Origin of the sequence: Streptomyces sp. NPDC086549 (assembly GCF_044746205.1) — a bacterium.
Classification (GTDB): Bacteria; Actinomycetota; Actinomycetes; order Streptomycetales; family Streptomycetaceae; genus Streptomyces.
Map to the genome: position 1 here is coordinate 102868 of NZ_JBIVBS010000006.1, position 24484 is coordinate 127351.

General features: G+C 71.3%; 21 protein-coding genes. 2 read left to right on the top strand and 19 right to left on the bottom strand.

Annotated elements, in window-relative coordinates:
* Positions 1-85 precede the first annotated feature (85 nt).
* Positions 86-910: a GntR family transcriptional regulator gene (locus ACIPSA_RS20700; RefSeq protein ID WP_402636957.1), complete on the top strand. Its 825-nt coding sequence runs from the start codon at positions 86-88 to the stop codon at positions 908-910.
* Positions 911-992: 82 nt separating this feature from the next.
* Here ACIPSA_RS20700 and ACIPSA_RS20705 read toward each other — a convergent pair whose 3' ends face one another.
* From ACIPSA_RS20705 to fmt, 7 genes are all read right to left on the bottom strand, one after another.
* The gene (locus ACIPSA_RS20705; protein ID WP_402636960.1) at positions 993-1445 is read right to left on the bottom strand and encodes an Lrp/AsnC family transcriptional regulator; all 453 of its coding nucleotides are present in this window, start codon (positions 1443-1445) and stop codon (positions 993-995) included.
* 236 nt (positions 1446-1681) lie between these two features.
* Entirely contained in the window at positions 1682-3124 is a 1443-nt protein-coding gene (locus ACIPSA_RS20710) for a GuaB1 family IMP dehydrogenase-related protein (protein WP_402636963.1), read from the bottom strand.
* 170 nt (positions 3125-3294) lie between these two features.
* Entirely contained in the window at positions 3295-3603 is a 309-nt protein-coding gene (locus tag ACIPSA_RS20715; RefSeq protein WP_402636966.1) for a barstar family protein, read from the bottom strand.
* A gap of 183 nt (positions 3604-3786) precedes the next feature.
* A complete protein-coding gene (locus ACIPSA_RS20720) occupies positions 3787-4830 on the bottom strand; it encodes a sugar-binding transcriptional regulator (protein WP_402636969.1) in 1044 nt (347 codons plus the stop codon).
* A 90-nt stretch (positions 4831-4920) separates the two neighbouring features.
* Entirely contained in the window at positions 4921-5607 is a 687-nt protein-coding gene (gene rpe / locus ACIPSA_RS20725; RefSeq protein WP_402636972.1) for a ribulose-phosphate 3-epimerase, read from the bottom strand.
* Positions 5608-5823: 216 nt separating this feature from the next.
* Positions 5824-7251: an RsmB/NOP family class I SAM-dependent RNA methyltransferase gene (locus tag ACIPSA_RS20730; protein WP_402636975.1), complete on the bottom strand. Its 1428-nt coding sequence runs from the start codon at positions 7249-7251 to the stop codon at positions 5824-5826.
* A 108-nt stretch (positions 7252-7359) separates the two neighbouring features.
* Positions 7360-8292: a methionyl-tRNA formyltransferase gene (gene fmt / locus ACIPSA_RS20735; protein WP_402636978.1), complete on the bottom strand. Its 933-nt coding sequence runs from the start codon at positions 8290-8292 to the stop codon at positions 7360-7362.
* Between the two features lie 278 nt (positions 8293-8570).
* On the opposite strand from fmt, the gene ACIPSA_RS20740 reads away from it, so the two are divergent.
* Entirely contained in the window at positions 8571-9113 is a 543-nt protein-coding gene (locus tag ACIPSA_RS20740) for a hypothetical protein (protein WP_402636981.1), read from the top strand.
* Positions 9114-9210: 97 nt separating this feature from the next.
* On the opposite strand, the gene ACIPSA_RS20745 is transcribed toward ACIPSA_RS20740, so the two are convergent.
* From ACIPSA_RS20745 to ACIPSA_RS20800, 12 genes are all read right to left on the bottom strand, one after another.
* A complete protein-coding gene (locus tag ACIPSA_RS20745) occupies positions 9211-11358 on the bottom strand; it encodes a primosomal protein N' (protein ID WP_402636984.1) in 2148 nt (715 codons plus the stop codon).
* A gap of 404 nt (positions 11359-11762) precedes the next feature.
* Positions 11763-12971: a methionine adenosyltransferase gene (gene metK / locus ACIPSA_RS20750; protein WP_402636987.1), complete on the bottom strand. Its 1209-nt coding sequence runs from the start codon at positions 12969-12971 to the stop codon at positions 11763-11765.
* Positions 12972-13211: 240 nt separating this feature from the next.
* Entirely contained in the window at positions 13212-14414 is a 1203-nt protein-coding gene (gene coaBC, locus ACIPSA_RS20755; protein ID WP_402636990.1) for a bifunctional phosphopantothenoylcysteine decarboxylase/phosphopantothenate--cysteine ligase CoaBC, read from the bottom strand.
* A 141-nt stretch (positions 14415-14555) separates the two neighbouring features.
* Positions 14556-14828, bottom strand: coding sequence for a DNA-directed RNA polymerase subunit omega (gene rpoZ, locus ACIPSA_RS20760; RefSeq protein ID WP_005319902.1), 273 nt, complete (start codon positions 14826-14828; stop codon positions 14556-14558).
* 51 nt (positions 14829-14879) lie between these two features.
* The gene (gene gmk, locus ACIPSA_RS20765) at positions 14880-15437 is read right to left on the bottom strand and encodes a guanylate kinase (RefSeq protein WP_402636993.1); all 558 of its coding nucleotides are present in this window, start codon (positions 15435-15437) and stop codon (positions 14880-14882) included.
* Between the two features lie 37 nt (positions 15438-15474).
* The gene (locus tag ACIPSA_RS20770) at positions 15475-15798 is read right to left on the bottom strand and encodes an integration host factor (RefSeq protein ID WP_003977346.1); all 324 of its coding nucleotides are present in this window, start codon (positions 15796-15798) and stop codon (positions 15475-15477) included.
* A gap of 334 nt (positions 15799-16132) precedes the next feature.
* Positions 16133-16978 (bottom strand): orotidine-5'-phosphate decarboxylase, encoded by an 846-nt coding sequence (gene pyrF / locus ACIPSA_RS20775; RefSeq protein ID WP_402636996.1) that lies wholly within the window; start codon positions 16976-16978, stop codon positions 16133-16135.
* Positions 16975-18090, bottom strand: a complete 1116-nt coding sequence (locus tag ACIPSA_RS20780; protein WP_402636999.1) for a quinone-dependent dihydroorotate dehydrogenase — start codon at positions 18088-18090, stop codon at positions 16975-16977. Before ACIPSA_RS20780 ends, pyrF begins: the two co-directional genes overlap by 4 nt.
* Positions 18091-18146: 56 nt before the next feature.
* Complete coding sequence (gene carB / locus ACIPSA_RS20785; protein WP_402637002.1) at positions 18147-21455, bottom strand: carbamoyl-phosphate synthase large subunit; 3309 nt, start codon at positions 21453-21455, stop codon at positions 18147-18149.
* Entirely contained in the window at positions 21448-22620 is a 1173-nt protein-coding gene (gene carA / locus ACIPSA_RS20790) for a glutamine-hydrolyzing carbamoyl-phosphate synthase small subunit (RefSeq protein ID WP_402637005.1), read from the bottom strand. The genes carB and carA overlap by 8 nt, the downstream gene beginning before the upstream one ends.
* Positions 22617-23198 carry a hypothetical protein gene (locus tag ACIPSA_RS20795; RefSeq protein ID WP_402637007.1) on the bottom strand — a complete coding sequence of 194 codons (582 nt, stop codon included), beginning with the start codon at positions 23196-23198 and terminating at the stop codon, positions 22617-22619. Before ACIPSA_RS20795 ends, carA begins: the two co-directional genes overlap by 4 nt.
* Positions 23195-24481 (bottom strand): dihydroorotase, encoded by a 1287-nt coding sequence (locus ACIPSA_RS20800; RefSeq protein ID WP_402637009.1) that lies wholly within the window; start codon positions 24479-24481, stop codon positions 23195-23197. Before ACIPSA_RS20800 ends, ACIPSA_RS20795 begins: the two co-directional genes overlap by 4 nt.
* Positions 24482-24484 lie beyond the last annotated feature (3 nt).

Here is a 24484-nt window from a genome sequence, read left to right on the forward strand (position 1 = left end):
TGCACAATCCAGACCGTTTCAGATCACGCTCAGGTCTCGATTAGGCTGGTCACGCTGTGCACAGCGGCCTACTCAGAGGGGAAGCATGACGGCGCGACACGAGGAGATCGCCGACGAACTGCGGCGGGCGATCGACCGCGAGGAGTACACAGTCGGCAGTCGGCTGCCCTCGGAGACCGAGCTCGCCGCGCACTACGGCGTCTCCCGCGGCACCGTCCGGCAGGCCGTCGCGGCCCTCACCACCGAGGGGCTCATCGGCTCCCGTCAGGGTGCCCGCAGGGTGGTCCTCGCCAGCCGCCGCAGCCAGAGCTTCGAGGAACTGCGCAGCTTCGCGCAGTGGGCACGGGCGATGGGCCGGAAGGCGACGGGACACGTCGTGGCGCAGGAGTGCCGCCCCGCGGCCGACGAGGACGCCGTACGCCTCCAGCTGCGCCCCGGGACGCCCGTGCTGCACGTCCTGCGGGTGCGCGGCCTGGACGGCGAGCCGGTGCTGCTGGAGCGGACCGTGTACGCCGACTGGATCGCCCCGGCGGTCGAGGCGATCGAGCCGGACTGCCCCTCCGTCACCCAACGCCTCTTCGAGGACACGGGCCTGGTCTTCGCGTACGGCGAGCACGTCATCGACGCGGTGGCGGCGGGCGCCCAGGACGCCGAACTGCTCGGCATCCGCCGCACCAGCCCCCTGCTGCGGGTCCGCAGGGTGACCACGACACGCGAAGGGCGCCCGGTGGAGTGGTCGGACGACCGCTACCGCTCGGACGCCGTGAGCTTCAGCGTGCGCAACTCGATCGGGAGCAACGCGCTGGCACGGAAGACGGCCGACGAGGGGACGACGGCCGGCCGGCCGGACGGGTCCGCGGTGAGCCCGAGCGGGCCCCGTGAACTCCGGCGCGGTTCGACAGCACCCTGACCGAAGAGGCGCGGGGCGCTGTCGATATGCGGCTCCGCCACGACCGACCCGCGGATGAAACACCGGACTTCCAGCGGAGCGCTCAGGCAGGCGAACCCGAGGAGAAGCGGCGCAGCAGCGGCGACAGCACCAGCACGGACTTGGTCCGCTCCACGAAGGGCTCCCCCGCGATCCGCTCCAGCACGCGCTCGAAGTGGCGCATGTCGGAGGCGAAGACCTGGACGATCGCGTCCGCCTCACCGGTGACGGTGGAGGCGGCCACGACCTCCTGGTAGCGCTCCAGGCCCCGCTGGATGGTCTCCGGCGAGGTGTTGCGCCGGCAGTAGATCTCGACGAACCCCTCGGTCTCCCAGCCGAGGGCGGCGGGGTCGACCCGGACGGTGAATCCGGTGATGGCTCCGGTGGCCCGCAGCCGGTCCACGCGCCGTTTCACGGCGGGCGCGGACAGACCGACCAGTTGCCCGATGTCCGCGTAGGAGCGGCGGGCGTCCTCGGCGAGGGCGTGCACGATGCGTTCGTCGAGATCGTTCAGCACTGTGGGTTGTTCACTTCTCGGATGGTGCGGGTGTTGCCGGTCGGGAACGGCGGTGGCCGTACAGGAAGTAGAACACGAGTCCCGCGGCCGGCCGGCACCCGAAGACGACCCAGGTGACGGTGTCGAGGCCCCGCGAGCGGAGCCACCACGCGGACCGAGCTGCGCGCCCGTATGCCGACGGCCCCTGTTGCTCCCGGGGTCCGGGAACAACAGGGGCCGCGTGGTAGGGAGTTGGATCAGCTCCAGCTGGCGTGCAGCGGCTTGCCCTCGGCGTAGCCGGCCGCGCTCTGGATGCCGACGATGGCCTTCTCGGCGAACTCCTCCAGGGAGCCGGCGCCGGCGTAGGTGCAGGAGGAGCGGACGCCCGCGATGATCGAGTCGATCAGGTCCTCGACGCCGGGGCGAGCCGGGTCGAGGAACATGCGGGAGGTGGAGATGCCCTCCTCGAACAGCGCCTTGCGGGCGCGGTCGTACCCCGACTCCTCCGACGTACGGTTGGCCACCGCACGCGCGGACGCCATGCCGAAGGACTCCTTGTAGGCGCGCCCGTTGGCGTCGTGCTGGAGGTCGCCCGGCGACTCGTACGTGCCCGCGAACCAAGAGCCGACCATCACGTTGGACGCGCCCGCCGCGAGCGCCATCGCCACGTCGCGCGGGTGGCGGACACCGCCGTCGGCCCACACGTGCTTACCGTACTTCTTCGCCTCGGCGGCGCACTCCAGGACCGCCGAGAACTGCGGCCGGCCGACGCCGGTCATCATGCGGGTGGTGCACATGGCGCCCGGTCCGACACCGACCTTGATGATGTCCGCGCCCGCCTCGATCAGATCCCTCACGCCCTCGGCGGAGACGATGTTGCCCGCGACGATCGGCACCTGCGGGTCGAGGGCGCGCACCAGCCTGACGGCGCCGATCATCGACTCCTGGTGACCGTGCGCGGTGTCGATGACGAGCGTGTCGACGCCCGCGTCGAGCAGCTGCTTGGCCTTGCCCGCGACGTCGCCGTTGATGCCGACGGCGGCGGCGACACGCATCTTGCCGTTCGCGTCGGTGGCCGGGGTGTACAGCGTGGCGCGCAGGGCGCCCTTGCGGGTGAGGATGCCGGCGAGCCTGCCGTCCTTGTCGACGGCGGGGGCATACCGGCGGTTGTGCGCGTCGAGGGTGTTGAAGGCCTCGCGCGGGTCGATGTCGGCGTCCAGCAGAAGCAGGTCCCTGGACATGACCACTTCGAGCTGGGTGAAGCGGTCGACACCGGTCAGGTCCCGGTCGGTGACGACGCCGATCGGCCGGCCGTCCTCGTCGACGACCACACCGGCGTTGTGCGCCCGCTTGGGCAGCAGGGCCAGCGCGTCGGCGACGGTCTGGTGCGGGGCGAGCACGATCGGGGTGTCGAGGACCAGGTGGCGGCTCTTCACCCAGGTGACGACGTCGGTGACGACGTCGATCGGGATGTCCTGCGGAATCACCACCAGGCCGCCGCGCCGGGCCATGGTCTCGGCCATCCGGCGGCCCGCGATCGCGGTCATGTTGGCGACGACCAGCGGGATGGTGGTGCCCGTGCCGTCCGGGGAGCTGAGGTCCACGCCCTGACGGGAGCCGACCGCGCTGCGGCTCGGCACCATGAACACGTCGTCGTAGGTCAGGTCGTAGGCGGGCCGGATGTCATTGAGGAAACGCACGTGCTGCACATCCCAGTCGATCAGAGGTGACCCCCGGACAGGTCAGCCGGGGGATAAGCACGTACTTCATTGTCCCATGACGGTCGGAATGTGATGCCCGGTCGAATCATCCAGGCTGCTGACCTGGGCCTTTGGAGGATCCACCGAAGACGACGGCCGGAAGAGGGTGGTCAGCCGACCGCGAGCGCCACGGTGAGCAGGGGTTCGCGGCCGGACGCGTCGGTGAAGACCTCCTGGGCCACGGCCCACTCGTCCGGCCTGGCGCCCGCGTACTCCCGCCAGCCGGTGACGACGACGAGCAGCCCCCGCTCGGCCGCGTCCGGTGGCCACACGGAGGGGTCGGCGAGGCTGTCGGCGAGGGCGTCCCAGTTGCGGCCGAACCAGTCGGGCAGGGCGAGCGCCTGCGCAGCACGGTCCATGAGGGCCGCCTTGTCGGCGACCCCGCCGAGGTCCAGCGTCACCACACGCGGGCTCGTCATCCCAGTACCGCCCTCAACGACTCGTAGTGATCATCGGTGTAGCACGAAGGTGTCGTACGAAGGTGTCGTACGAAGGTGTCGTACGAGAGGAAGGTGCAGCAGGAAAGCGCACGGGGACGAACCGCAGCAGCACTCTGTCGAAGCTGTCGCGGCCGTCCCCTCATGACCTGCTGTCGGCTCCGGTCAGGAACCGTCCGGGTCCGCCCGGTTCAGGGCGGGCTTCGGCGTGGGCCCCGCGGTCATCAGGTAGTCCGCGGCCGACGTGTCCGTCACCAGACTGGTGACCAGACCCGACCGCAGCACCGCGTCGATCGCGGAGGCCTTCCGCTGACCGCCCGCGATCGCCACGACCTCGGGGATACGACGGAGCTGGTCGGCCTTGACCGTGATGCACCGCTCCCCCAGATCCCGGCCGACCCTCCGGCCCTCGGCGTCGAAGAGGTGCGCGGACATCTCGGCGGCGACGCCGAGCGAGGCGTAGTGCGCCCGCTCCTCGTCGCTGAGCATGTCGTGCACCGTCGAGATGCCCGGCTCCCAGGAGCCGATGGAGACACAGGCGACCGTGACCTTGTCGAAGTACTCGAAGGCCCGGGCGATCCCGGTCTGGTTGCGCAGCGCCGCCGCGGTGGCCGCGTCAGGCAGCAGCATCGGCGCGTAGATGGGGTGCGCGTCGCCGCCGGACACCTGGGCGGCGCGGCGGACGGCCTCGACCGAGCCGCGCTCGGCGGTCCCGGCGTCGTACACGCCCGTCAGCTGCACCACCGTGCACGGCGGCAGCCGGTCGAGGGCCGCCGCCATGTGGATGGTGGACCGGCCCCAGGCCAGACCCAGGATGTCCCCCTCGTTGACGAGTTCGCCGAGCAGGTCGGCGGCGACTTCGCCGAGGTTCTCGGGGTCGGGCGTCTCCTCGGCCTCGGCCGGGGACTCGACCACGACGGCGTGCCTGAGGCCGTAGCGGGCGCGGAGCGCGTCGGAGCGCTCGGCGTCCAGCTCGGCCGGCACGCGGATCTCGATGCGTACGAGATCCCGTTCGAGGGCGGTCTCCAGGACCCGGGCCACCTTGAAGCGGCTGACGCCGAACTCCTCCGCGATCTGGATCTTGGACTTGCCCTCGAGGTAGAAGCGGCGGGCCATGGCCGCCGCCTGCACCAGCTCAGCGGGTCCCATCCGCATGGCTGACCGGCCCGCCGACATACCCGACACGGCGATCTCCTCACTGCTGTTCACACTCTGGATTCGCCGTTCATCCTTGCAGATCCGGCGCGACTGATCCGCCCTGATGGGCGCCGTTCTCTTAGCTGTTCACGTAGCTGTGGCTCAGTGGTCGCATCCCCACGACGCCCTGGCGGTGGCCGTCTCCGCCTGGGTGCGCAGTGCACGTACCGCTTCTGCCGGGTCCTTCGCCCCGTACACCGCCGAACCGGCGACGAAGACGTCCGCTCCCGCGTCCGCGCACCGCTCGATCGTCGACGCGGACACACCCCCGTCGACCTGCAGCCAGAGTTCGAGGCCGTGCTTGGAGATCAGCTCACGGGTGCGGCGGATCTTCGGCAGCATGATGTCCAGGAACGCCTGGCCGCCGAAACCCGGCTCGACCGTCATGATCAACAGCATGTCGAGTTCGGGGAGCAGATCCTCGTACGGCTCGATGGGAGTCGCGGGCTTGAGCGCCATGGAGGCGCGGGCGCCCTTGGCGCGGATCTCACGGGCGAGCCGCACGGGGGCGGCGGCCGCCTCGACGTGGAAGGTGACGGACGAGGCACCCGCTTCGACGTACTGGGGCGCCCAGCGATCGGCTTCCTCGATCATCAGGTGGCAGTCCAGCGGAGTGTCCGTCGCACGGGCCAGGGACTCTACGACCGGCACGCCGAGCGTGAGGTTCGGGACGAAATGGTTGTCCATGACGTCGACGTGGAGCCAGTCGGCTCCCTCGACCGCCTTCGCCTCGTCCGCGAGGCGAGCGAAGTCGGCGGACAGGATGCTGGGGTTGATCTGCACGGCCATGACCCAAGCCTGCCATGTCCGGGCACGGATGTTCGCCTCGATCCCCGGCCGGATCGCGTTCGGTACGTACCAACTGCGAAACGATCCGCCCGGGCGGCAGGTGCGGCGGGTGCCGATCGGGTTCCCGACCGGGCGTCGCGGCGAGCGGCCGGTGAACCCCTCGCCCCCGGGCGGGGCCGCAGCGACGACGAGGCCCCGCCGGGCGCGAACCCCGGGTCAGCCCGTCCGGCGGATCAGGGCCAGGTACATGGCGTCCGTGCCGTGCAGATGCGGCCACAGCTGGATGTCGGGGCCCTCGCCGAGCGCCGGTACGCCCGGCAGGAGGGGGCGGGCGTCGACGAGTTCGGTGTCCGGGCGCTGCTTGAGCACGTCCTCGACCACGGCCCGGGTCTCGGCGAGGTGCGGGGAGCAGGTGGCGTAGCCGACGATGCCGCCGACCCGCACCGAGTCGAGCGCTGTGCGCAGCAGGGAGCGCTGCAGCGGAGCGAAGTTTTCCAGGTCCTCCGGGCGGCGGCGCCATCTGGCCTCGGGCCGCCTGCGCAGGGCGCCGAGGCCGGTGCACGGCACGTCCATCAGCACGCGGTCGAAGGTGCCGGGCCGCCACGGCGGGCGGGTCCCGTCCGCGGCGATGACCTGGTACGGCCCCGGGTTGCCGTCCAGAGCCTTGGCCACCAGTCCGGCCCGGTGCGGCTGCTTCTCCGAGGCGAGCAGCACGGCCCCGCGCTCGGCGGCGAGAGCGGCCAGCAGGGCGGCCTTGCCGCCGGGCCCGGCACACCCGTCGAGCCACTTCTCGTCCGGCCCCTCCAGGGGCGCGTTGGCGAGGGCGAGGGCGACCAGCTGGCTCCCCTCGTCCTGCACGCCGGCGCGGCCCTCCCGGACGGCCTCGACGGCGCCGGGCTCCCCGCCCTCGGTGAGCCGCACGGCGTACGGCGACCAGCGCCCCGGCACGGCGGCCTCCTCGCGGAGCAGCTCCTCGCTCGTGGCCCGTCCGGGCCTGGCGACGAGGGTCACCTCGGGCCGCTCATTGTCGGCCTCCAGCAGGTCCTCGATCCCGGCCCGCCCGCCGCCGAGTGAGTCCCACAGTGCGGAGACGACCCAGCGGGGGTGCGAGTGGACGACCGCGAGATGGTCCTCGGGGTCGTCGTCGTAGGGCGGCGCGACCTTCTCCAGCCATCCGTCGAGGTCGTGCTGCGCGACCTTCCGCAGCACGGCGTTGACGAACTTGGCCCGCCCGTCGCCGAGGACGACGCGCGCGAGCTCGACGGAGGAGGACACGGCGGCGTGCGTCGGGATGCGGGTGCCGAGCAGCTGGTGGGCGCCGAGGCTGAGCACGTCGAGCACCGGCGGGTCGACCTCCCGCAGCGGCCGGTCGACGCAGGCGGCGATGACCGCGTCGTACGTCCCCTGCCGCCGCAGCGTCCCGTACACCAGCTCGGTGGCGAGAGCGGCGTCCCGGCCATCGAACTTGTCGGGGCCCTCCTTCTCCCGCGCCTTGCGCAGCAGCGGCGGCAGCACGAGGTTGGCGTACGCGTCCCGCTCGTCCACGGCGCGCAGCGCCTCGAAGGCGAGGACGCGGACGGGGTCCTTCTGGGGACGACGGTAGGGCTTGGCAGGCTTTCGCGGCCGCCGGGACTGCTCACTCACGAAAAAGGTGCTCCGGGTGTGGGATGGGTACTGATCCCAGCGTACGTCGCCAGGGCCGGCGGAGTACCGCCGCGTACGCCGGGAAGCCCCGCCCAGGGGCGGGCGGCCTCAGCCGCCCAGCGTCTCGCCCACGGCGATCCGCACCCCGCGCGCCCAGTCCGCCGCCCGCATCGGCTTCTTCCCCTGGGCCTGCACCCACAGCAGCTCCACGGCGTAGGAACCGGTGCCCACGTGGACGCTGTTCTTGCCGACGGCCAGGTGCCCCGGAGCGAGATCGGTCCGCTCCGGTACGGGCGTGGCCTGGACGAGCTTGAGCCGCTCGCCGCGGAAGGTGGTCCAGGCGCCGGGGGCCGGGGTGCATCCGCGCACCACCCGGTCGACGCGCAGGGCGGGGGTGGTCCAGTCGATCCGGGCGTCCTCGACGGTGATCTTCGGCGCGACGGTGACGCCGTCCATCGGCTGCGGTACGGCCTTGAGCGTGCCGTCCTCGATGCCGTCCATGGTCGCGGCGAGCAGCCCGGATCCGGCGAAGGCGAGCCGGGTGAGCAGGTCGCCGCTGGTGTCGGTGGACCGGATCTCCTCGGTGACGGTGCCGTACACCGGGCCCGAGTCGAGCCCCTCCTCGATGAGGAAGGTGGAGGCCCCCGTGATCTCGTCCCCCGCCATGATGGAGTGCTGCGCGGGCGCGGCCCCGCGCCAGGCGGGCAGCAGCGAGAAGTGCAGGTTGACCCAGCCGTGGGCGGGGATGTCGAGGGCGACACGGGGCAGCAGGGCGCCGTAGGCGACGACGGGGCAGCAGTCCGGGGCGATCTCCCGGAGCCGCTCCAGGAACTCGGGATCCCGCGGCTTGAGGGGCTTCAGCACCTCGATCCCGGCCTCCTCCGCCCGCTCGGCCACGGGGGACGCGACCAGCCGGCGCCCGCGCCCGGCCGGCGCGTCGGGCCGCGTGACGACGGCGGCCACCTCGTGCCGCCCGGAGGCGAGAAGAGCGTCCAGAGCGGGAACGGCGACCTCGGGGGTACCGGCGAAGACGAGCTTCATGGGTGGGTTGGGGCCTCTCGGGCAAAGTTGGACGGGCAACGCACAAGTCTATGACTACGCACGGAAAGCCGCCGACGGCGAGCACCCCCACGGATTGTCCGGCTTCCCGGCCAACTGGAGACGGGTGGTGCGCGGGTGGGACAGACGGCGTACGCATATGCCCGTACGCCCCCACACCGTGACCAGCGGAGCGCGAACGCGTTGGTCAAGAAAGAGTTGACCACAAAGGGCCGCCTTGCCGCCCAATTCCTTTCAACGCCTGTTCGAGAGGCTTGTTCATGGCCGACCACGCAACCCACGACGCCCAGGCCCGGGCCAGCCTGCACTTGCTGGTGCGGGACATCGAGCGGGTCCGCCGCCAGGTGGACGCACTGCGCACGCTCACCGCCCAGTTGGGCAACGTCTACCGTCCGCGCCGCTCCGGCCCCTCCACGGGCTTCGTCGTCTACGGACGTGCCCCCGCCCCGACGGTGCGTCTCGCCCAGGAACTCCGGGACAGCGTCGAAACCCTGGTCACGGCCGCCGTGGACTTCGACCGCTCACTCGGATTCTCCTGGGACGCGGTGGGCTCCGCGCTCGGGGTCACCAAGCAGGCGGTGCACCGCCGTTACGGCGCCCGCCGCGCCACGGCCCAGGCGGCGGCCGACGCCGAGCGCACCTCGGAACCGGCCGGCACCCGCACGCTCAACGTGAACACCGGGCTCCCCACGGTGCCGACGGTCCCGGCGGCCCGTTCCATGCCGACCCAGCCGACCGCGGGCAGCCCTACGCTCCGCGACGAGGCCAGGCCGACGGCCTTCCCCGGCCCGCGCAACGGCTGACCCACCCTCATTCCGCCCTCCCGGCACGCATCCGGGAGGGCAGCCGCGTGCCGGGCCTCAGCCGGCCGCCAAGGGCTCTGCGCGAGCTCCGCGGGGCTCAGCCGATGTCCGGCGGATCGATCCGCACCCGCACGGCCTCCCCGCTCCCCCGCGCCATCCGCGCGGCCTGCGCCGCCTTCAACGCGGACGTCAGCGCCGCCCCGCTTCCCGGCGGCACCCGCACGAGCGCCCGCTCCCAGTGCTCCCCGGGCGGCGGCGCCCCGGCCCGCCGCGGCCGGCCGGGGAGGGTGACCTGCATCGGTACCGGCCCCAACACCTCCGCGTCCGGCGGCAGTTCCACCGTACCCAGGAACTCCGCGACGGCCTGCGCCGTCCCCGACACCGCAGCCATCCGGGACACCGGCGGAAACGCCAGCTCGGCCCGCTCGGCCAGCTCCCGCACCGCGTGCCCGACGGGGTCCCACCGCACCAGCGCCTGCACCGGCCGCAGGGTCGGCTCGGCGACGACCACCACGGTTCCCCCGTCCCCCTGCGGCCGTACGAGCGCGCAGGCCCCGATCCACCGGCGCAGCGCGTCCTCGCCGGCCCGCAGATCGGGACGGCCGAGCATGGCCCAGCCGTCCAGCAGCAGGGCCGCCGCATAGCCGCCCTCGGCGACCGGTTCGGCGCCCGGCGTGCTCACGACCAGCGCGGGAGTTCCCGGCACCGTGTCCAGCACGTGTTCCCGCCCGGAGGTGCGCACCGGTACGGCGGGAAAGGCCCGCCCCAGCTCCTCGGCGGTCCGCCGTGCCCCCACCACCTGGGCGCGCAACCGGAAGCCGCCGCACTCCGGACAGTGCCAGGCGCCCTCCTCACGCCCGCACCACCCGCATCGCAGCAGCCCCGCGTCCTGCGCCTCCAGCGGCCCCGAGCAGTGCCGGCACCGGGCGGGCGCCCGGCACCGGTCGCAGGCCATGCTCGGCACGTACCCCCGCCGGGGCACCTGTACGAGAACCGGCCCGTGCTTCAGCCCGTCCCGGACCGCCTGCCAGGCGAGGGACGGCAGACGTGCGGCGCGGGCGGCCTCGTCCCGGGCGAGATCGCCGTCCCCCACGGTCCGGACGAGCGGAGCGGCCCGCCGCACCTGCTCGCGGCCCGCGACCAGGGGGCGCGCCCAGCCGTTCTCCACGAGTTGCGCGGCCTCCACGGTGCTGCTCCAGCCGCCCAGCAGGAAGCCGCAGCTGTCCAGCGCCGCGCGCAGCAGGAGCACGTCCCGGGCATGTGGCTGGGGGGCGTGCTGCTCGCTGTGGCTGTCGTCCCCGTCGTCCCAGATCGCGACGAGGCCGAGGTTCTGCACGGGCGCGAACATGGCCGCGCGCGTTCCGACGACGGCCCGTACGGAACCCCGGCGCACGGCGAGCCACTGACCGTAGCGCTTCTCGGGCCCGGCGTCGGCGGTGAGCAGCGCGTGCCGTCCCTCGCCGAGCAGCGCGGTCAGCGCGGCGTCGACCCGGGCCGCGGAGCGTCCGTCCGGTACGACGACGAGCGCGCCGCGTCCCGAGGCGAGGGTCGCGGCGACGGCCCGCGCCAGCTCTTCGCTCCACTCCGGTCCGGGCAGCGCGTTCCACACGGCACGGGGTGTGCCTCCCGAGGCCAACGACCCGACGAAGGCGGACCCGTGTTCGTACCGGGCCCACGATCCGGCGTCGGGGACCGCGGGCGGCGGCAGCGGCGGGGGTGAGGGCCGCTGTTCGGCGCGGGCGCTGCGCGGCGGCACGGCCAGTTGCAGTACATCGGCGAGGCTCCCCGCGTACCGGTCGGCGACGGCTCGGGCCAGCCCCAGCAGCTCCGGGCTCAGCACGGGCTCGGGCGAGACGACCTGGGCCAGCGCGGCCAGCGGCCCGGAGTAGTCGGACTCGGCCCGCCGCTCCACGAGGAACCCGTCGATGAGTCCCCCGCCCTCACGGCGTCCGTCCCGCACCCGGTGCCGCCCGGCCCCGAACCGCACCCGCACCCGCACGCCGGGCTGTGCCTCGGCGTCCAGCTCCTCGGGCACGGCGTAGTCGAAGTACCGGTCGAGATGGAGCACGCCCTTGTCGACCAGCACCCGCGCGACGGGCAGCTCCTTCGCCAGCGCGGCCCCCCGCCAGGTCCGGGGCTTGGCCCGAGGCACCTTGGCGTCCCGCACGCTCTCCCGGATGAGCGCGAGCTGCTCCGGCGGCGCCCCTTCGGCCCCGCCGTCCCCCTGCACGTTCTCGCTGCTCACGCTTGCATTCTTACCAAACGCGACTGACAACCGACGCCGCCCGAGGTCAGGCCGGCCGCGGACCGCCGTACGGCGCTCTTCTGCCTTGGGCCACTCGGCCATACCGGTCCAGGACCGGCAGCAGGATTTGAACCTGCGAGGGGATCACCCGGAAGGAAGTATCCGAGGCCTTCGCACCGGGCGGCGTCGTTGTTCTCCCGAGATCCGGTCGACAGCGGTGTGTGCAAAGCCAGTTTCACCGCGCGCACAAGGCGCGCTCCACCGAAGTAACCGCGGTCATCGCACCGGGAGATCACCACCGTAGGGGGGTGACCGCCGCCTCGGCGACTCATTTACCCGCCGTGAAACGCCGAGGTCCGGCCCCCCTCAGGGGAGCCGGACCTCGGCAGGAGATCACTCGGGACCTACAGCCCCGCGGCCTTCCGCAGCGCGTCCACGCGGTCCGTGCGCTCCCAGGTGAAGTCGGGAAGCTCACGGCCGAAGTGACCGTACGCCGCGGTCTGGGCGTAGATCGGGCGGAGCAGGTCGAGGTCGCGGATGATGGCGGCCGGGCGGAGGTCGAAGACCTCGTCGATCGCCTTCTCGATCTTCTCCGGCTCGACCTTGTGGGTGCCGAAGGTCTCGACGAAGAGACCGACCGGCTCGGCCTTGCCGATGGCGTAGGCGACCTGGACCTCGCAGCGGGAGGCCAGGCCCGCGGCGACGACGTTCTTGGCGACCCAGCGCATCGCGTACGCGGCCGAGCGGTCGACCTTGGACGGGTCCTTGCCGGAGAAGGCGCCGCCGCCGTGGCGGGCCATGCCGCCGTAGGTGTCGATGATGATCTTGCGACCGGTGAGGCCGGCGTCACCCATCGGGCCGCCGATCTCGAAGCGGCCGGTCGGGTTGACCAGGAGGCGGTAGCCCTCGGTGTCCAGCTTGATGCCCTCGTCGAGGAGCGCCTTCAGCTCCGGCTCGACGACGAACTCGCGGATGTCGGGGGCGAGCAGCGACTCCAGGTCGATGTCGCTCGCGTGCTGCGAGGAGACGACCACCGTGTCTAGGCGGACGGCCTTGTCGCCGTCGTACTCGATGGTGACCTGCGTCTTGCCGTCCGGGCGCAGGTAGGGGATCGTGCCGTTCTTGCGGACGTCCGAGAGGCGCTTGGACAGGCGGTGCGCCAGGAAGATCGGGAGCGGCATCAGCGTCGGCGTCTCGTCCGTCGCGTAGCCGAACATCAGGCCCTGGTCGCCCGCGCCCTGCTTGTCGAGCTCGTCGTCATCGCCCTCGACCCGGGTCTCGTACGCCGTGTCCACACCCTGGGCGATGTCCGGCGACTGCGCGCCGATCGACACCGACACGCCGCAGGAGGCGCCGTCGAAGCCCTTCTTGGAGGAGTCGTAGCCGATCTCCAGGATCGTGTTGCGGACCAGGGTCGCGATGTCCGCGTACGTCTTGGTCGTGACCTCGCCGGCCACGTGCACCAGGCCCGTGGTGATCAGCGTCTCCACGGCAACCCGGGAGGTCGGGTCCTCGCGCAGAAGCGCGTCGAGAATGGTGTCGCTGATCTGGTCAGCGATCTTGTCGGGGTGACCCTCGGTCACGGACTCCGAGGTGAACAGTCGACGGGACACAACGCTCCCTGGGGTTGCAGCGGCTGCTGGCTGATCATTGGTGGACGACACACGGGGGCTGCGCCCGGCGTCGTCCGAGAACAGTTTATCGGTCGTACCCCGCCGCGGGCCCACCCGTCTCGCCTCTCGGGAGCGCTGTGACCTGCGGCACGCGCATTCTGCCCAATGCCGAGCGGCATTGGCCAGAGCCGCCACGCGACAATGTCATGTTTGAAAAAGCCGCCAAATGGCCGAAACAATTCAGGCCAGACGAGGCGCCACCAGGTCCCATACGGTGTCGGCGAGAGCCTCCTTCGGGCCGTGCGGTACGGGTGTCTCGCTGCCGTCCGCACCCAGCACCACGGCCTCGTTCTCCTCGGAACCGAAGGTCTTGCGCTCCCCCACCTCGTTCACCACCAGGAGATCGCACCCCTTGCGTGCCAGCTTCGTCCGGCCGTTGGCGAGGACGTCGTCCGTCTCGGCGGCGAAACCGACAACCACCTGTCCGGGGCGCGTCCGGTCGGCCGAAATCTCCGCAAGGATGTCCGGATTCCGCACGAGGACGACCGGATCCGGATCCTGGCCGTCCCGCTTCTTGATCTTCCCGGACGCATAGTTCGCGGGCCGGAAGTCGGCGACGGCGGCGGCCATGACCACCGCGTCGGCGTCCGCGGACGCCTTCAGCACCGCCTCGCGCAGCTGCACGGCCGTGCCGACCTGGACGACGTCCACGCCGGCCGGGTCCGGCAGGCCGGTGTTCGCCGCGATCAGCGTCACCCGGGCGCCCCGCGCGGCCGCCGTGCGGGCCAGGGCGTAGCCCTGCTTGCCGGAGGAGCGGTTGCCGAGGAAGCGGACCGGGTCGAGGGGCTCACGGGTGCCGCCGGCGCTGACGACGACGTGCCGGCCCTTCAGGTCCGGCTCGGAGACGCCCCGGGCCAGCACCCGGCGGCAGACCTCGAATATCTCGGCCGGGTCGGGCAGGCGGCCCTTGCCGGTGTCGACACCGGTGAGGCGGCCGACCGCCGGTTCGATGACCACCGCGCCCCGGCGGCGCAGCGTCGCCACGTTCTCCTGGGTGGCCGGGTGCTCCCACATCTCGGTGTGCATGGCCGGGGCGAAGACGACCGGACATCGGGCGGTGAGGAGGGTGTTCGTGAGGAGGTCGTCGGCGAGGCCGTGTGCCGCCTTCGCGAGCGTGTCCGCCGTCGCCGGGGCGACGATCACCAAATCGGCGTGCTGACCGATGCGGACGTGCGGGACCTCGTGGACGTCGTCCCAGACCTCCGTGGAGACGGGGTTGCCGGAGAGGGCCGACCAGGTCGCGGCGCCGACGAAGTGCAGGGCGGAGGCGGTGGGGACGACGCGGACGTCGTGACCCGATTCCGTCAGCCTTCTCAGCAGCTCACAGGCCTTGTAGGCGGCGATGCCACCGCTGACCCCCAGCACGACCTTCGGCTTGTCCACCGTCTCTCCCCGGGCTCGGAAACGTACGACATCCATGCTGCATCACAGCTGGGGGACGACCCCCCGCACCCCCGAGCAGACCACAGGCCCGGCAGTAGCGCTGCCGGGCCTGTGGAAAAAGCAACTGCAAAGCAAAAAATACTACTGCGCCGGGCCCTCGATGGCCTCGGACGTCAGCAGACCCGCGTTGATCTCGCGCAGGGCGATCGAGAGCGGCTTCTCGTGGACGTGGGTGTCGACGAGCGGACCGACGTACTCGAGGAGGCCCTCGCCGAGCTGCGAGTAGTACGCGTTGATCTGGCGGGCCCGCTTGGCCGCGTAGATCACGAGGCTGTACTTCGAGTCCGTCGCCTCGAGAAGCTCGTCGATCGGCGGGTTGATGATGCCCTCGGGCGCGGTGATGGAAGAGGACACGCTCTACCTTCCGATGGATGGGAAAGAATCAGTCACTGTGACCAGACACGATCACACAACGTCCATCAAGGCTAGCAGCTCGCGCGCTACGTCCTCGACGGAGGTGTTGACCAAGGTCACATCGAACTCCGGCTCGGCAGCCAGCTCGATCTTCGCCGCGTCCAGGCGGCGCTCGATCACCTCGGGCGCCTCGGTGCCCCGGCCTGTGAGCCTGCGCACGAGCTCCTCCCAGGAGGGAGGAGCCAGGAACACCAGATGGGCCTGCGGCATGGACTCACGGACCTGCCGGGCGCCCTGGAGATCGATCTCCAGGAGGACCGGCACGCCGGCCTCCAGGTGCTCCAGCACGGCCGCACGCGGCGTGCCGTAGCGGTTGCCGGCGAATTCGGCCCACTCCAGCAGCTCGCCGTTGGCGATCAGCTTGTCCATCTCCTCGTCGGTGACGAAGAAGTAGTGGACTCCGTGCTTCTCGCCGGGGCGGGGCTTACGGGTGGTCGCCGACACCGAGAGCCAGACCTCGGGGTGTTCCTTGCGCATATGAGCGACGACCGTGCTCTTGCCGACCCCGGAGGGGCCGGAGAGCACGGTCAGCCGCGGACGTTCACTCATGCAGCGATTATTCCAGCAATCCCGGTATGCCCAGGACTCAGGAGCCGGTGCTGCCGAACTCGCGCTCCAGGGAGGCGATCTGGTTGGAACCGAGGCCACGCACGCGACGGCTCTCGGAGATACCGAGTCGCTCCATGATCTGCTTGGCGCGGACCTTGCCCACGCCCGGCAGGGACTCGAGCAGGGCGGAGACCTTCATCTTGCCGATGACGTCGTTCTCCTGGCCCTGCTTGATGACCTCATGAAGAGAGGCGCCGGAGTGCTTGAGTCGATTCTTGACCTCGGCCCGCTCCCGGCGAGCCGCGGCGGCCTTTTCGAGCGCGGCTGCGCGCTGTTCAGGGGTAAGGGGCGGAAGAGCCACGCCTACGTCACCTCGGATGTCGAACTGTCGGATACGGACCGGTGAGGAACCTAGTCGCCCCACACCTGGGGAGCTACGAGCAACACGCTTGCCCGTTCTCCCCCACTGCCTTGAGGGGCGCGGGAGGTGCCCCCACTGCTCGGAGACTAGCGGTCAAGGCCGCCGGAGTCAGCGAGAACAGCGGAAAAGTCCTGGTCAGCCTCCGTCAGGCCAGACATTTCAGACATACTGCCCCGGATTTGAGGATGTATTCAGACTCAAGCCGTCCCGGCGGCACTCGCCGGACCGGTCTTCGGACACCCATCCGAGACCCGACGGAGACTCATCGGAGGACTCAGGCGGCGGTCACGGCCGCCCGGATCTCCTCCGCGAAGCGGTCCGCGGCCGAGCGCAGCGCACCGACGTCGGGACCGTGACGAAGAACACCCCGGCTGACGTTCGGCACGACGTTGCGCACAGCGGCCCCGAAGACCGCGGGAAGATCGGCCGGTGTCGCCCCCTGGGCGCCGATGCCCGGCGCGAGGAGCGGACCGTTGATGTCGAGGTCGTACGACGACAGGTCGCCCAGCGTGGCGCCCACGACCGCTCCGAAGGACCCCAGGGGCTCGTCCCCCGCGTTCTCGGCGGCCAGGTGGGCCAGCATCGTCGCGCCCACGGTGCGCCCGTCGGCCCGGACGGCGTGCTGCACCTCGCCGCCCTCCGGGTTGGAGGTCAGCGCCAGCACGAAAAGACCCGCGCCGCTCTCCCGCGCCAGCACGATCGCCGGGCTCAGCGAGCCGTAGCCGAGATAGGGCGAGACGGTCAGGGCGTCCGAGAACAGCGGGGCGTCCTTGTGCAGGAAGGCCTCGGCGTAGGCGGCCATGGTCGAGCCGATGTCGCCGCGCTTGGCGTCCATGACGACCAGCGCGCCGGCCGCCCGCGCCTCCTCGACGGACTTCTCCAGGACCGCGACCCCGCGCGAGCCGAAGCGCTCGAAGAAGGCGCTCTGCGGCTTGAGCACGGCCACCCGGTCGGCCATCGCCTCGACGACGGTGCGGCTGAACCGCTCCAGGCCGGCGACGTCGTCGTTCAGTCCCCACTCGGTGAGCAGCGACGCGTGCGGGTCGATGCCGACGCACAGCGGGCCACGCTCGTCCATGGCGCGGCGCAGGCGTGCGCCGAAGGGTTCCAGAGCGGTCATGCCGTCTTCCCTGCCTTCCTCACATCGGCGCCGACCGCGTCGGCGAGGGTCGCGTACGGGCTCGTACGGAGGCGGGCGGCGAGCCCCTTGTGGATCGCGCGGCCCCAGAAGGGCCCCTCGTAGATGAAGGCGCTGTAGCCCTGGACCAGCGTGGCTCCGGCCAGGATCCGCTGCCAGGCGTCCTCGGCGGTCTCGATGCCGCCGACGCCCACCAGGGTGATCCGGTCGCCCACGCGCGCGTACAGGCGACGCAGGACCTCCAGGGAGCGCGCCTTCAGCGGGGCGCCGGACAGTCCGCCGGTCTCCTTGACGAGTGCGGGCTCCGACCCCAGACCGAGCCCCTCGCGCGCGATGGTGGTGTTCGTGGCGATGATCCCGTCCAGGCCGAGTTCGACGGCCAGGTCGGCGACGGCGTCGACGTCCTCGTCCGCGAGGTCCGGCGCGATCTTCACCAGCAGCGGAACCCGGCGGTGGGACACCGTGCGGTCGGCGGCCTCGCGCACCGCGCTCAGCAGCGGCCGCAGCGCCTCGGTCGCCTGCAGGTTGCGCAGCCCCGGCGTGTTCGGCGAGGAGACGTTGACCACCAGGTAGTCGGCGTACGGCGCCAGCCGCTCGGTCGACTTCACGTAGTCGCCCACGGCCTCCGCCTCCGGGACGACCTTGGTCTTGCCGATGTTCACGCCCACGACGGTCCTGAAGACCGGCTCACGGGTCGCGAGGCGGGCGGCGACCGCGAGGGAACCCTCGTTGTTGAAGCCCATGCGGTTGATCAGCGCCCGGTCCGGGACCAGGCGGAACAGCCGCTTCTTGGGGTTGCCCGGCTGGGCCTCGCCCGTCACCGTGCCGATCTCGACGTGGTCGAAGCCCAGCATGGACATCCCGTCGATGGCGACGGCGTTCTTGTCGAAGCCCGCGGCGAGGCCGAAGGGCCCGTGCATCCGCAGCCCGAGCGCCTCCGTGCGCAGCTCCTTGAAGCGGGGCGCGAGGGCGGCCGCGACGAAGGTGCGCAGCACCGGGATGCGAGCGGCGAGACGGATCCACCGGAAGGCCAGGTGATGGGCCTGCTCCGGATCCATCCGTTTGAAAACCAGACGGAAGAAAAGCTTGTACATGTCTCTCAGTCCTCACGAAGAGGGGGACACCGTTTCCGGTGTCCCCCTCAGGGCTGCTAGTCGCGGGCCGCGGTCAGGTGTTCCGCGTGTTCCTGGAGCGAACGCACACCCACGTCGCCGTGGTTGAGGGCGTCGATGCCCTGGACCGCGGCGGCGAGCGCCTGCACCGTCGTCAGGCAGGGCACGGACCGCGCCACGGCCGCCGTACGGATCTCGTAGCCGTCGAGTCGGCCGCCAGTGCCGTACGGGGTGTTGACGATCAGGTCGACCTCGCCGTCGTGGATGAGCTGGACGATGGTCCGCTCCCCGTTCGGGCCGACGCCCTCGGACTGCTTGCGCACGATCGTGGCGTGGATGCCGTTGCGCTTGAGCACCTCGGCCGTGCCGGACGTGGCCAGCAGCTCGAAGCCGTGCGCGACCAGTTCACGCGCCGGGAAGATCATCGAGCGCTTGTCCCGGTTGGCGACCGAGATGAACGCCCGGCCCTTCGTCGGCAGCGGGCCGTAGGCACCCGCCTGGGACTTGGCGTAGGCGGTGCCGAAGACGGAGTCGATGCCCATGACCTCGCCGGTGGAGCGCATCTCCGGGCCGAGCACCGTGTCGACACCGCGGCCGTGGATGTCACGGAACCGCGACCACGGCATGACCGCCTCCTTGACGGAGATCGGCGCGTCGAACGGCAGCTCGCCGCCGTCGCCGTGGGCCGGCAGCAGTCCCTCCTCGCGGAGCTCGGCGATGGTCGCGCCCAGGGAGATCCGGGCGGCGGCCTTCGCCAGCGGCACCGCGGTCGCCTTCGAGGTGAAGGGGACCGTACGGGACGCGCGCGGGTTGGCCTCCAGGACGTACAGGATGTCCCCGGCCATCGCGAACTGGATGTTGATCAGGCCCCGCACGCCCACGCCCTCGGCGATGGCCTCGGTCGAGGTGCGCAGGCGCTTGATGTCGAAGCCGCCCAGCGTGATCGGGGGCAGCGCACAGGCCGAGTCGCCGGAGTGGATGCCGGCCTCCTCGATGTGCTCCATGACGCCGCCGAGGTAGAGCTCCTCGCCGTCGTACAGGGCGTCGACGTCGATCTCGATGGCGTCGTCGAGGAACCGGTCGACCAGGACCGGGCGCGACGGGCTGATCTCCGTCGACTCCGCGATGTAGGAGGACAGCCGGGTCTCGTCGTACACGATCTCCATGCCGCGTCCGCCGAGGACGTACGACGGGCGGACCAGGACCGGGTAGCCGATCTCGTCGGCGATGGCCTTGGCCTCGGCGAAGGTCGTGGCGGTGCCGTGCTTGGGGGCCGGGAGGCCCGCCTCCGCCAGCACCCGCCCGAAGGCGCCACGGTCCTCGGCCGCGTGGATCGCCTCGGGGGAGGTGCCCACGATCGGCACGCCGTTGTCCTTCAGGGCCTGCGAGAGGCCCAGCGGGGTCTGGCCGCCGAGCTGGACCACGACACCGGCTACCGGACCGGCCTGCTGCTCAGCGTGGACGATCTCCAGCACGTCCTCGAGGGTCAGCGGCTCGAAGTACAGGCGGTCGGAGGTGTCGTAGTCCGTGGAGACGGTCTCCGGGTTGCAGTTGACCATCACCGTCTCGTACCCGGCGTCGGACAGCGCGAAGGACGCGTGGACGCAGGAGTAGTCGAACTCGATGCCCTGGCCGATGCGGTTCGGGCCGGAGCCGAGGATGATGACCGCGGGCTTCTCGCGGGGCGCGACCTCGGTCTCCTCGTCGTAGGACGAGTAGAAGTACGGCGTCCTCGCCGCGAACTCGGCGGCGCAGGTGTCGACCGTCTTGTAGACCGGCCGGATCCCGAGCGCGTGGCGGACCTCGCGCACGACGTCCTCGCGCAGCCCTCGGATCTCACCGATCTGCTGGTCGGAGAAGCCGTGCCGCTTGGCCTCGGCGAGCAGGTCCGGGGTGAGCTCGGCGGCCTCGGCCAGCTCGTCCGCGATCTCCTTGATGAGGAAGAGCTGGTCGACGAACCACGGGTCGATCTTCGTGTACTCGAAGACCTCCTCCTGCGTGGCACCCGCGCGGATGGCCTGCATGACCGTGTTGATCCGGCCGTCGGTGGGCCGTACGGCCTCGCGCAGCAGCTCGTCCTTGTCTCCGGTCTCGCCGACGAACGTGAACTGGCTGCCCTTCTTCTCCAGTGAGCGCAGCGCCTTCTGGAAGGCCTCGGTGAAGTTGCGGCCGATGGCCATGGCCTCGCCGACCGACTTCATGGTGGTGGTGAGGGTGGAGTCGGCCTGCGGGAACTTCTCGAAGGCGAACCGCGGGGCCTTCACGACGACGTAGTCGAGGGTCGGCTCGAAGGAGGCCGGGGTCTCCCGCGTGATGTCGTTCGGGATCTCGTCGAGGGTGTAGCCGACGGCGAGCTTGGCCGCGATCTTGGCGATCGGGAAGCCGGTCGCCTTGGACGCGAGGGCGGACGAGCGCGACACGCGCGGGTTCATCTCGATGACGATCACGCGACCGTCCTCGGGGTTCACCGCGAACTGGATGTTGCAGCCACCGGTGTCGACGCCGACCTCACGGATGACGGCGATGCCGATGTCGCGCAGGACCTGGTACTCGCGGTCGGTGAGCGTCATCGCCGGGGCGACGGTGATCGAGTCACCGGTGTGCACGCCCATCGGGTCGAAGTTCTCGATGGAGCAGACGACCACGACGTTGTCGTGCTTGTCGCGCATCAGCTCCAGCTCGTACTCCTTCCAGCCGAGGATGGACTCCTCCAGGAGCACCTCGGTGGTCGGCGAGAGCGTCAGGCCCTGGCCGGCGATGCGGCGCAGCTCGTCCTCGTCGTGGGCGAAGCCGGAGCCGGCGCCGCCCATGGTGAAGGACGGGCGGACGACGACCGGGTAGCCGCCGAGCTCGTCGACGCCCGCGAGGACGTCCTCCATGGAGTGGCAGATGACCGAGCGCGCGGACTCGCCGTGGCCGATCTTCTCCCGGACGGCCTCGACGACGAGCTTGAACTGGTCGCGGTCCTCGCCCTTGTGGATGGCCTCGACGTTGGCGCCGATCAGTTCGACGCCGTACTTGTCCAGGACGCCGTTCTCGTGGAGCGAGATGGCCGTGTTGAGGGCCGTCTGGCCGCCCAGGGTGGGCAGCAGCGCGTCCGGCCGCTCCTTGGCGATGATCTTCTCGACGAAGTCCGGGGTGATCGGCTCGACGTAGGTCGCGTCGGCGATCTCCGGGTCGGTCATGATCGTCGCCGGGTTGGAGTTGACCAGGACGACCCGGAGGCCCTCGGCGCGCAGGATGCGGCACGCCTGGGTGCCGGAGTAGTCGAACTCGGCGGCCTGGCCGATGACGATCGGGCCGGAGCCGATGACCAGGACGGACTGGATATCGGTGCGCTTAGGCACGCTGGCCCTCCATCAGGACTGTGTCCATCAAAGACGTGAAGCGGTCGAACAGGTAGGCGGCGTCGTGCGGACCCGCGGCTGCTTCGGGGTGGTACTGGACGCTGAAGGCCGGCTTGTCGAGGAGCTGGAGGCCCTCCACCACGTTGTCGTTCAGGCAGACGTGGGAGACCTCGACGCGGCCGTACGGGGTGTCGGAGACCTGGTCGAGCGGGGCGTCCACGGCGAAGCCGTGGTTGTGCGCGGTGACCTCGACCTTGCCGGTCGTACGGTCCTGCACCGGCTGGTTGATGCCCCGGTGGCCGTACTTCAGCTTGTAGGTGCCGAAGCCGAGGGCGCGGCCCAGGATCTGGTTGCCGAAGCAGATGCCGAAGAGCGGGGTGCCGCGCTCCAGGACGGCCTGCATCACGGAGACCGGGTGGTCGGCGGTGGCCGGGTCGCCGGGGCCGTTGGAGAAGAAGACTCCGTCGGGGGCGACGGCGTAGATGTCCTCGGCGGTCGCCGTGGCGGGCAGCACGTGCACCTCGATGCCGCGCTCGGCCATCCGGTGCGGGGTCATGCCCTTGATGCCGAGGTCGACGGCGGCGACGGTGTACTTCTTCTCGCCGATCGCGGGGACGACGTACGTCTCCTTGGTGGCGACCTCGGCGGAGAGGTCGGCGCCCTCCATCTCGGGGGCCTGGCGCACCTCGGCGAGCATGGTGCCCTCGTCGGGCAGCGCGTTGCCGGAGAAGATACCGACGCGCATGGCGCCGCGCTCGCGCAGATGGCGGGTCAGGGCGCGGGTGTCGATGCCGCTGATGCCGACGACGCCCTGGTGGCGCAGTTCCTCGTCCAGCGAGCGCTTGGCCCGCCAGTTGGAGGGCACGCGCGCGGGGTCGCGCACGACGTAACCCGCGACCCAGATCCGCTTCGACTCGGGGTCCTCGTCGTTGACGCCGGTGTTGCCGACGTGCGGGGCGGTCATCACGACGACCTGGCGGTGGTACGACGGGTCGGTGAGGGTCTCCTGGTAGCCGGTCATGCCGGTGGAGAACACGGCTTCACCGAAGGTCACCCCCACGGCCCCGTAGGCGCGGCCCCGGAAGATCCGGCCGTCCTCCAGGACGAGTACGGCGGGAGCTGCCTTGTGCCTCTGCGAGGCGGCTCCCTGGATGGAGGTCGTCATCGTTCGGCGCCTTCCGTGCTGTTTGTCTTGATCATGGAGTTGATGGCGGCGACCCACTCGTTGTGCTCGGCCGCGTGGTCGGACCGGAAGCCGGAGTCGATCAGCCGGTCGCCGTGCGCCCAGGTCACGACGAGCAGGCCGCCCTCGGTGAGGACCTTGCCCGCGATCCCCTTGTCGAGCCGGGCCTCGCGGAGTGCGGCGGCGGGGACGAAGAAGTCGGCCGCTCCGGGGCGTACGACGTCGAGGCCCGCGTCCGTCAGCGTGAGCTCGGCCCGGCTGCGGGTGCCGAGGCCGTGGGCCACGATGCGGTCCAGCCACTGCCCGGCGGTGGTGGAGCCGTGGTAGCGGCCGCTCATGCCCAGTCTGGCCGGGCCGAGGTCGTCCGGCGCGCTGGGCAGCTCCGGGATGTCGCCCTGGAGGGTGCCGCGCCACTTCCAGCCCTCGCGCATCAGCCAGTAGACGAGCGCGACGAACAGGGCGAGCCCGACGAGCCAGCCGGCGCGGGCGGCCCAGTCGGTGACCTCGGCCGATTTCTTCTCGGCGGCCAGGTCGGCGGCCAGCAGCATTACAGGTGTCACGTGAGCTTCCCGTCGACGAGCGTCGCCTTGCCCCGCAGCCACGTGTGGGTGACACGGCCCGGCAGCTCGCGTCCCTCGTACGGGGTGTTGCGGCTGCGCGAGGCGAAGCCCGCGGGGTCCACCTGCCCACGGTATGCGGTGTCGACGAGGGTCAGGTTGGCGGGCTCGCCAGCCGAGACGGGACGGCCGTGGCCCTGGGCCTGCCCGATCCGCGCGGGCTTGACGGACATGCGGTCGGCGACGCCGGCCCAGTCCAGCAGGCCCGTGTCCACCATGGTGTCCTGGACCACCGACAGCGCGGTCTCCAGGCCGACCATGCCCATGGCGGCCGCGGCCCACTCGCAGTCCTTGTCCTCGTGCGGGTGCGGGGCGTGATCGGTGGCGACGATGTCGATCGTGCCGTCGGCGAGCGCCTCGCGCAGCGCCAGCACGTCGCGCTCGGTGCGCAGCGGCGGGTTGACCTTGAAGACCGGGTTGTACGTGCGCACCATCTCGTCCGTCAGGAGCAGGTGGTGCGGGGTCACCTCGGCGGTGACGTCGATGCCGCGGGACTTGGCCCAGCGAACGATCTCCACCGAGCCCGCGGTCGAGAGGTGGCAGATGTGGACGCGGGAGCCGACGTGCTCGGCGAGCAGCACGTCCCGGGCGATGACCGACTCCTCGGCCACGGCCGGCCAGCCGCCCAGGCCCAGCTCGGCGGAGACGACGCCCTCGTTCATCTGGGCGCCCTCGGTCAGCCGTGGCTCCTGCGCGTGCTGGGCGACGACACCGCCGAAGGCCTTCACGTACTCCAGGGCACGGCGCATGATCACGGCGTCGTCGACGCACTTGCCGTCGTCGGAGAAGACGGTCACGCCCGCCGCCGACTCGTGCATCGCGCCCAGCTCGGCGAGCTTCCTGCCCTCCAGGCCGACGGTGACGGCGCCGATGGGCTGTACGTCGCAGTAGCCGTGCTCCTGGCCGAGCCGGTAGACCTGCTCGACGACGCCGGCGGTGTCGGCGACCGGGAAGGTGTTGGCCATGGCGAAGACGGCCGTGTAACCGCCGCTCGCGGCGGCGCGCGTGCCGGTCAGCACGGTCTCGGAGTCCTCGCGGCCGGGCTCGCGCAGATGGGTGTGCAGGTCGACCAGGCCCGGCAGCAGCACCTTGCCGTCGGCCTCCACGACCTGGGCACCCTCGGCGGACAGCCCGGCGCCGACGGCCTCGATGACCTCGCCGTCGATCAGCACGTCCTGCGGCTCGCCGCCGAGCACCCTCGCACCACGGATCAGGATCTTGCTCATGTG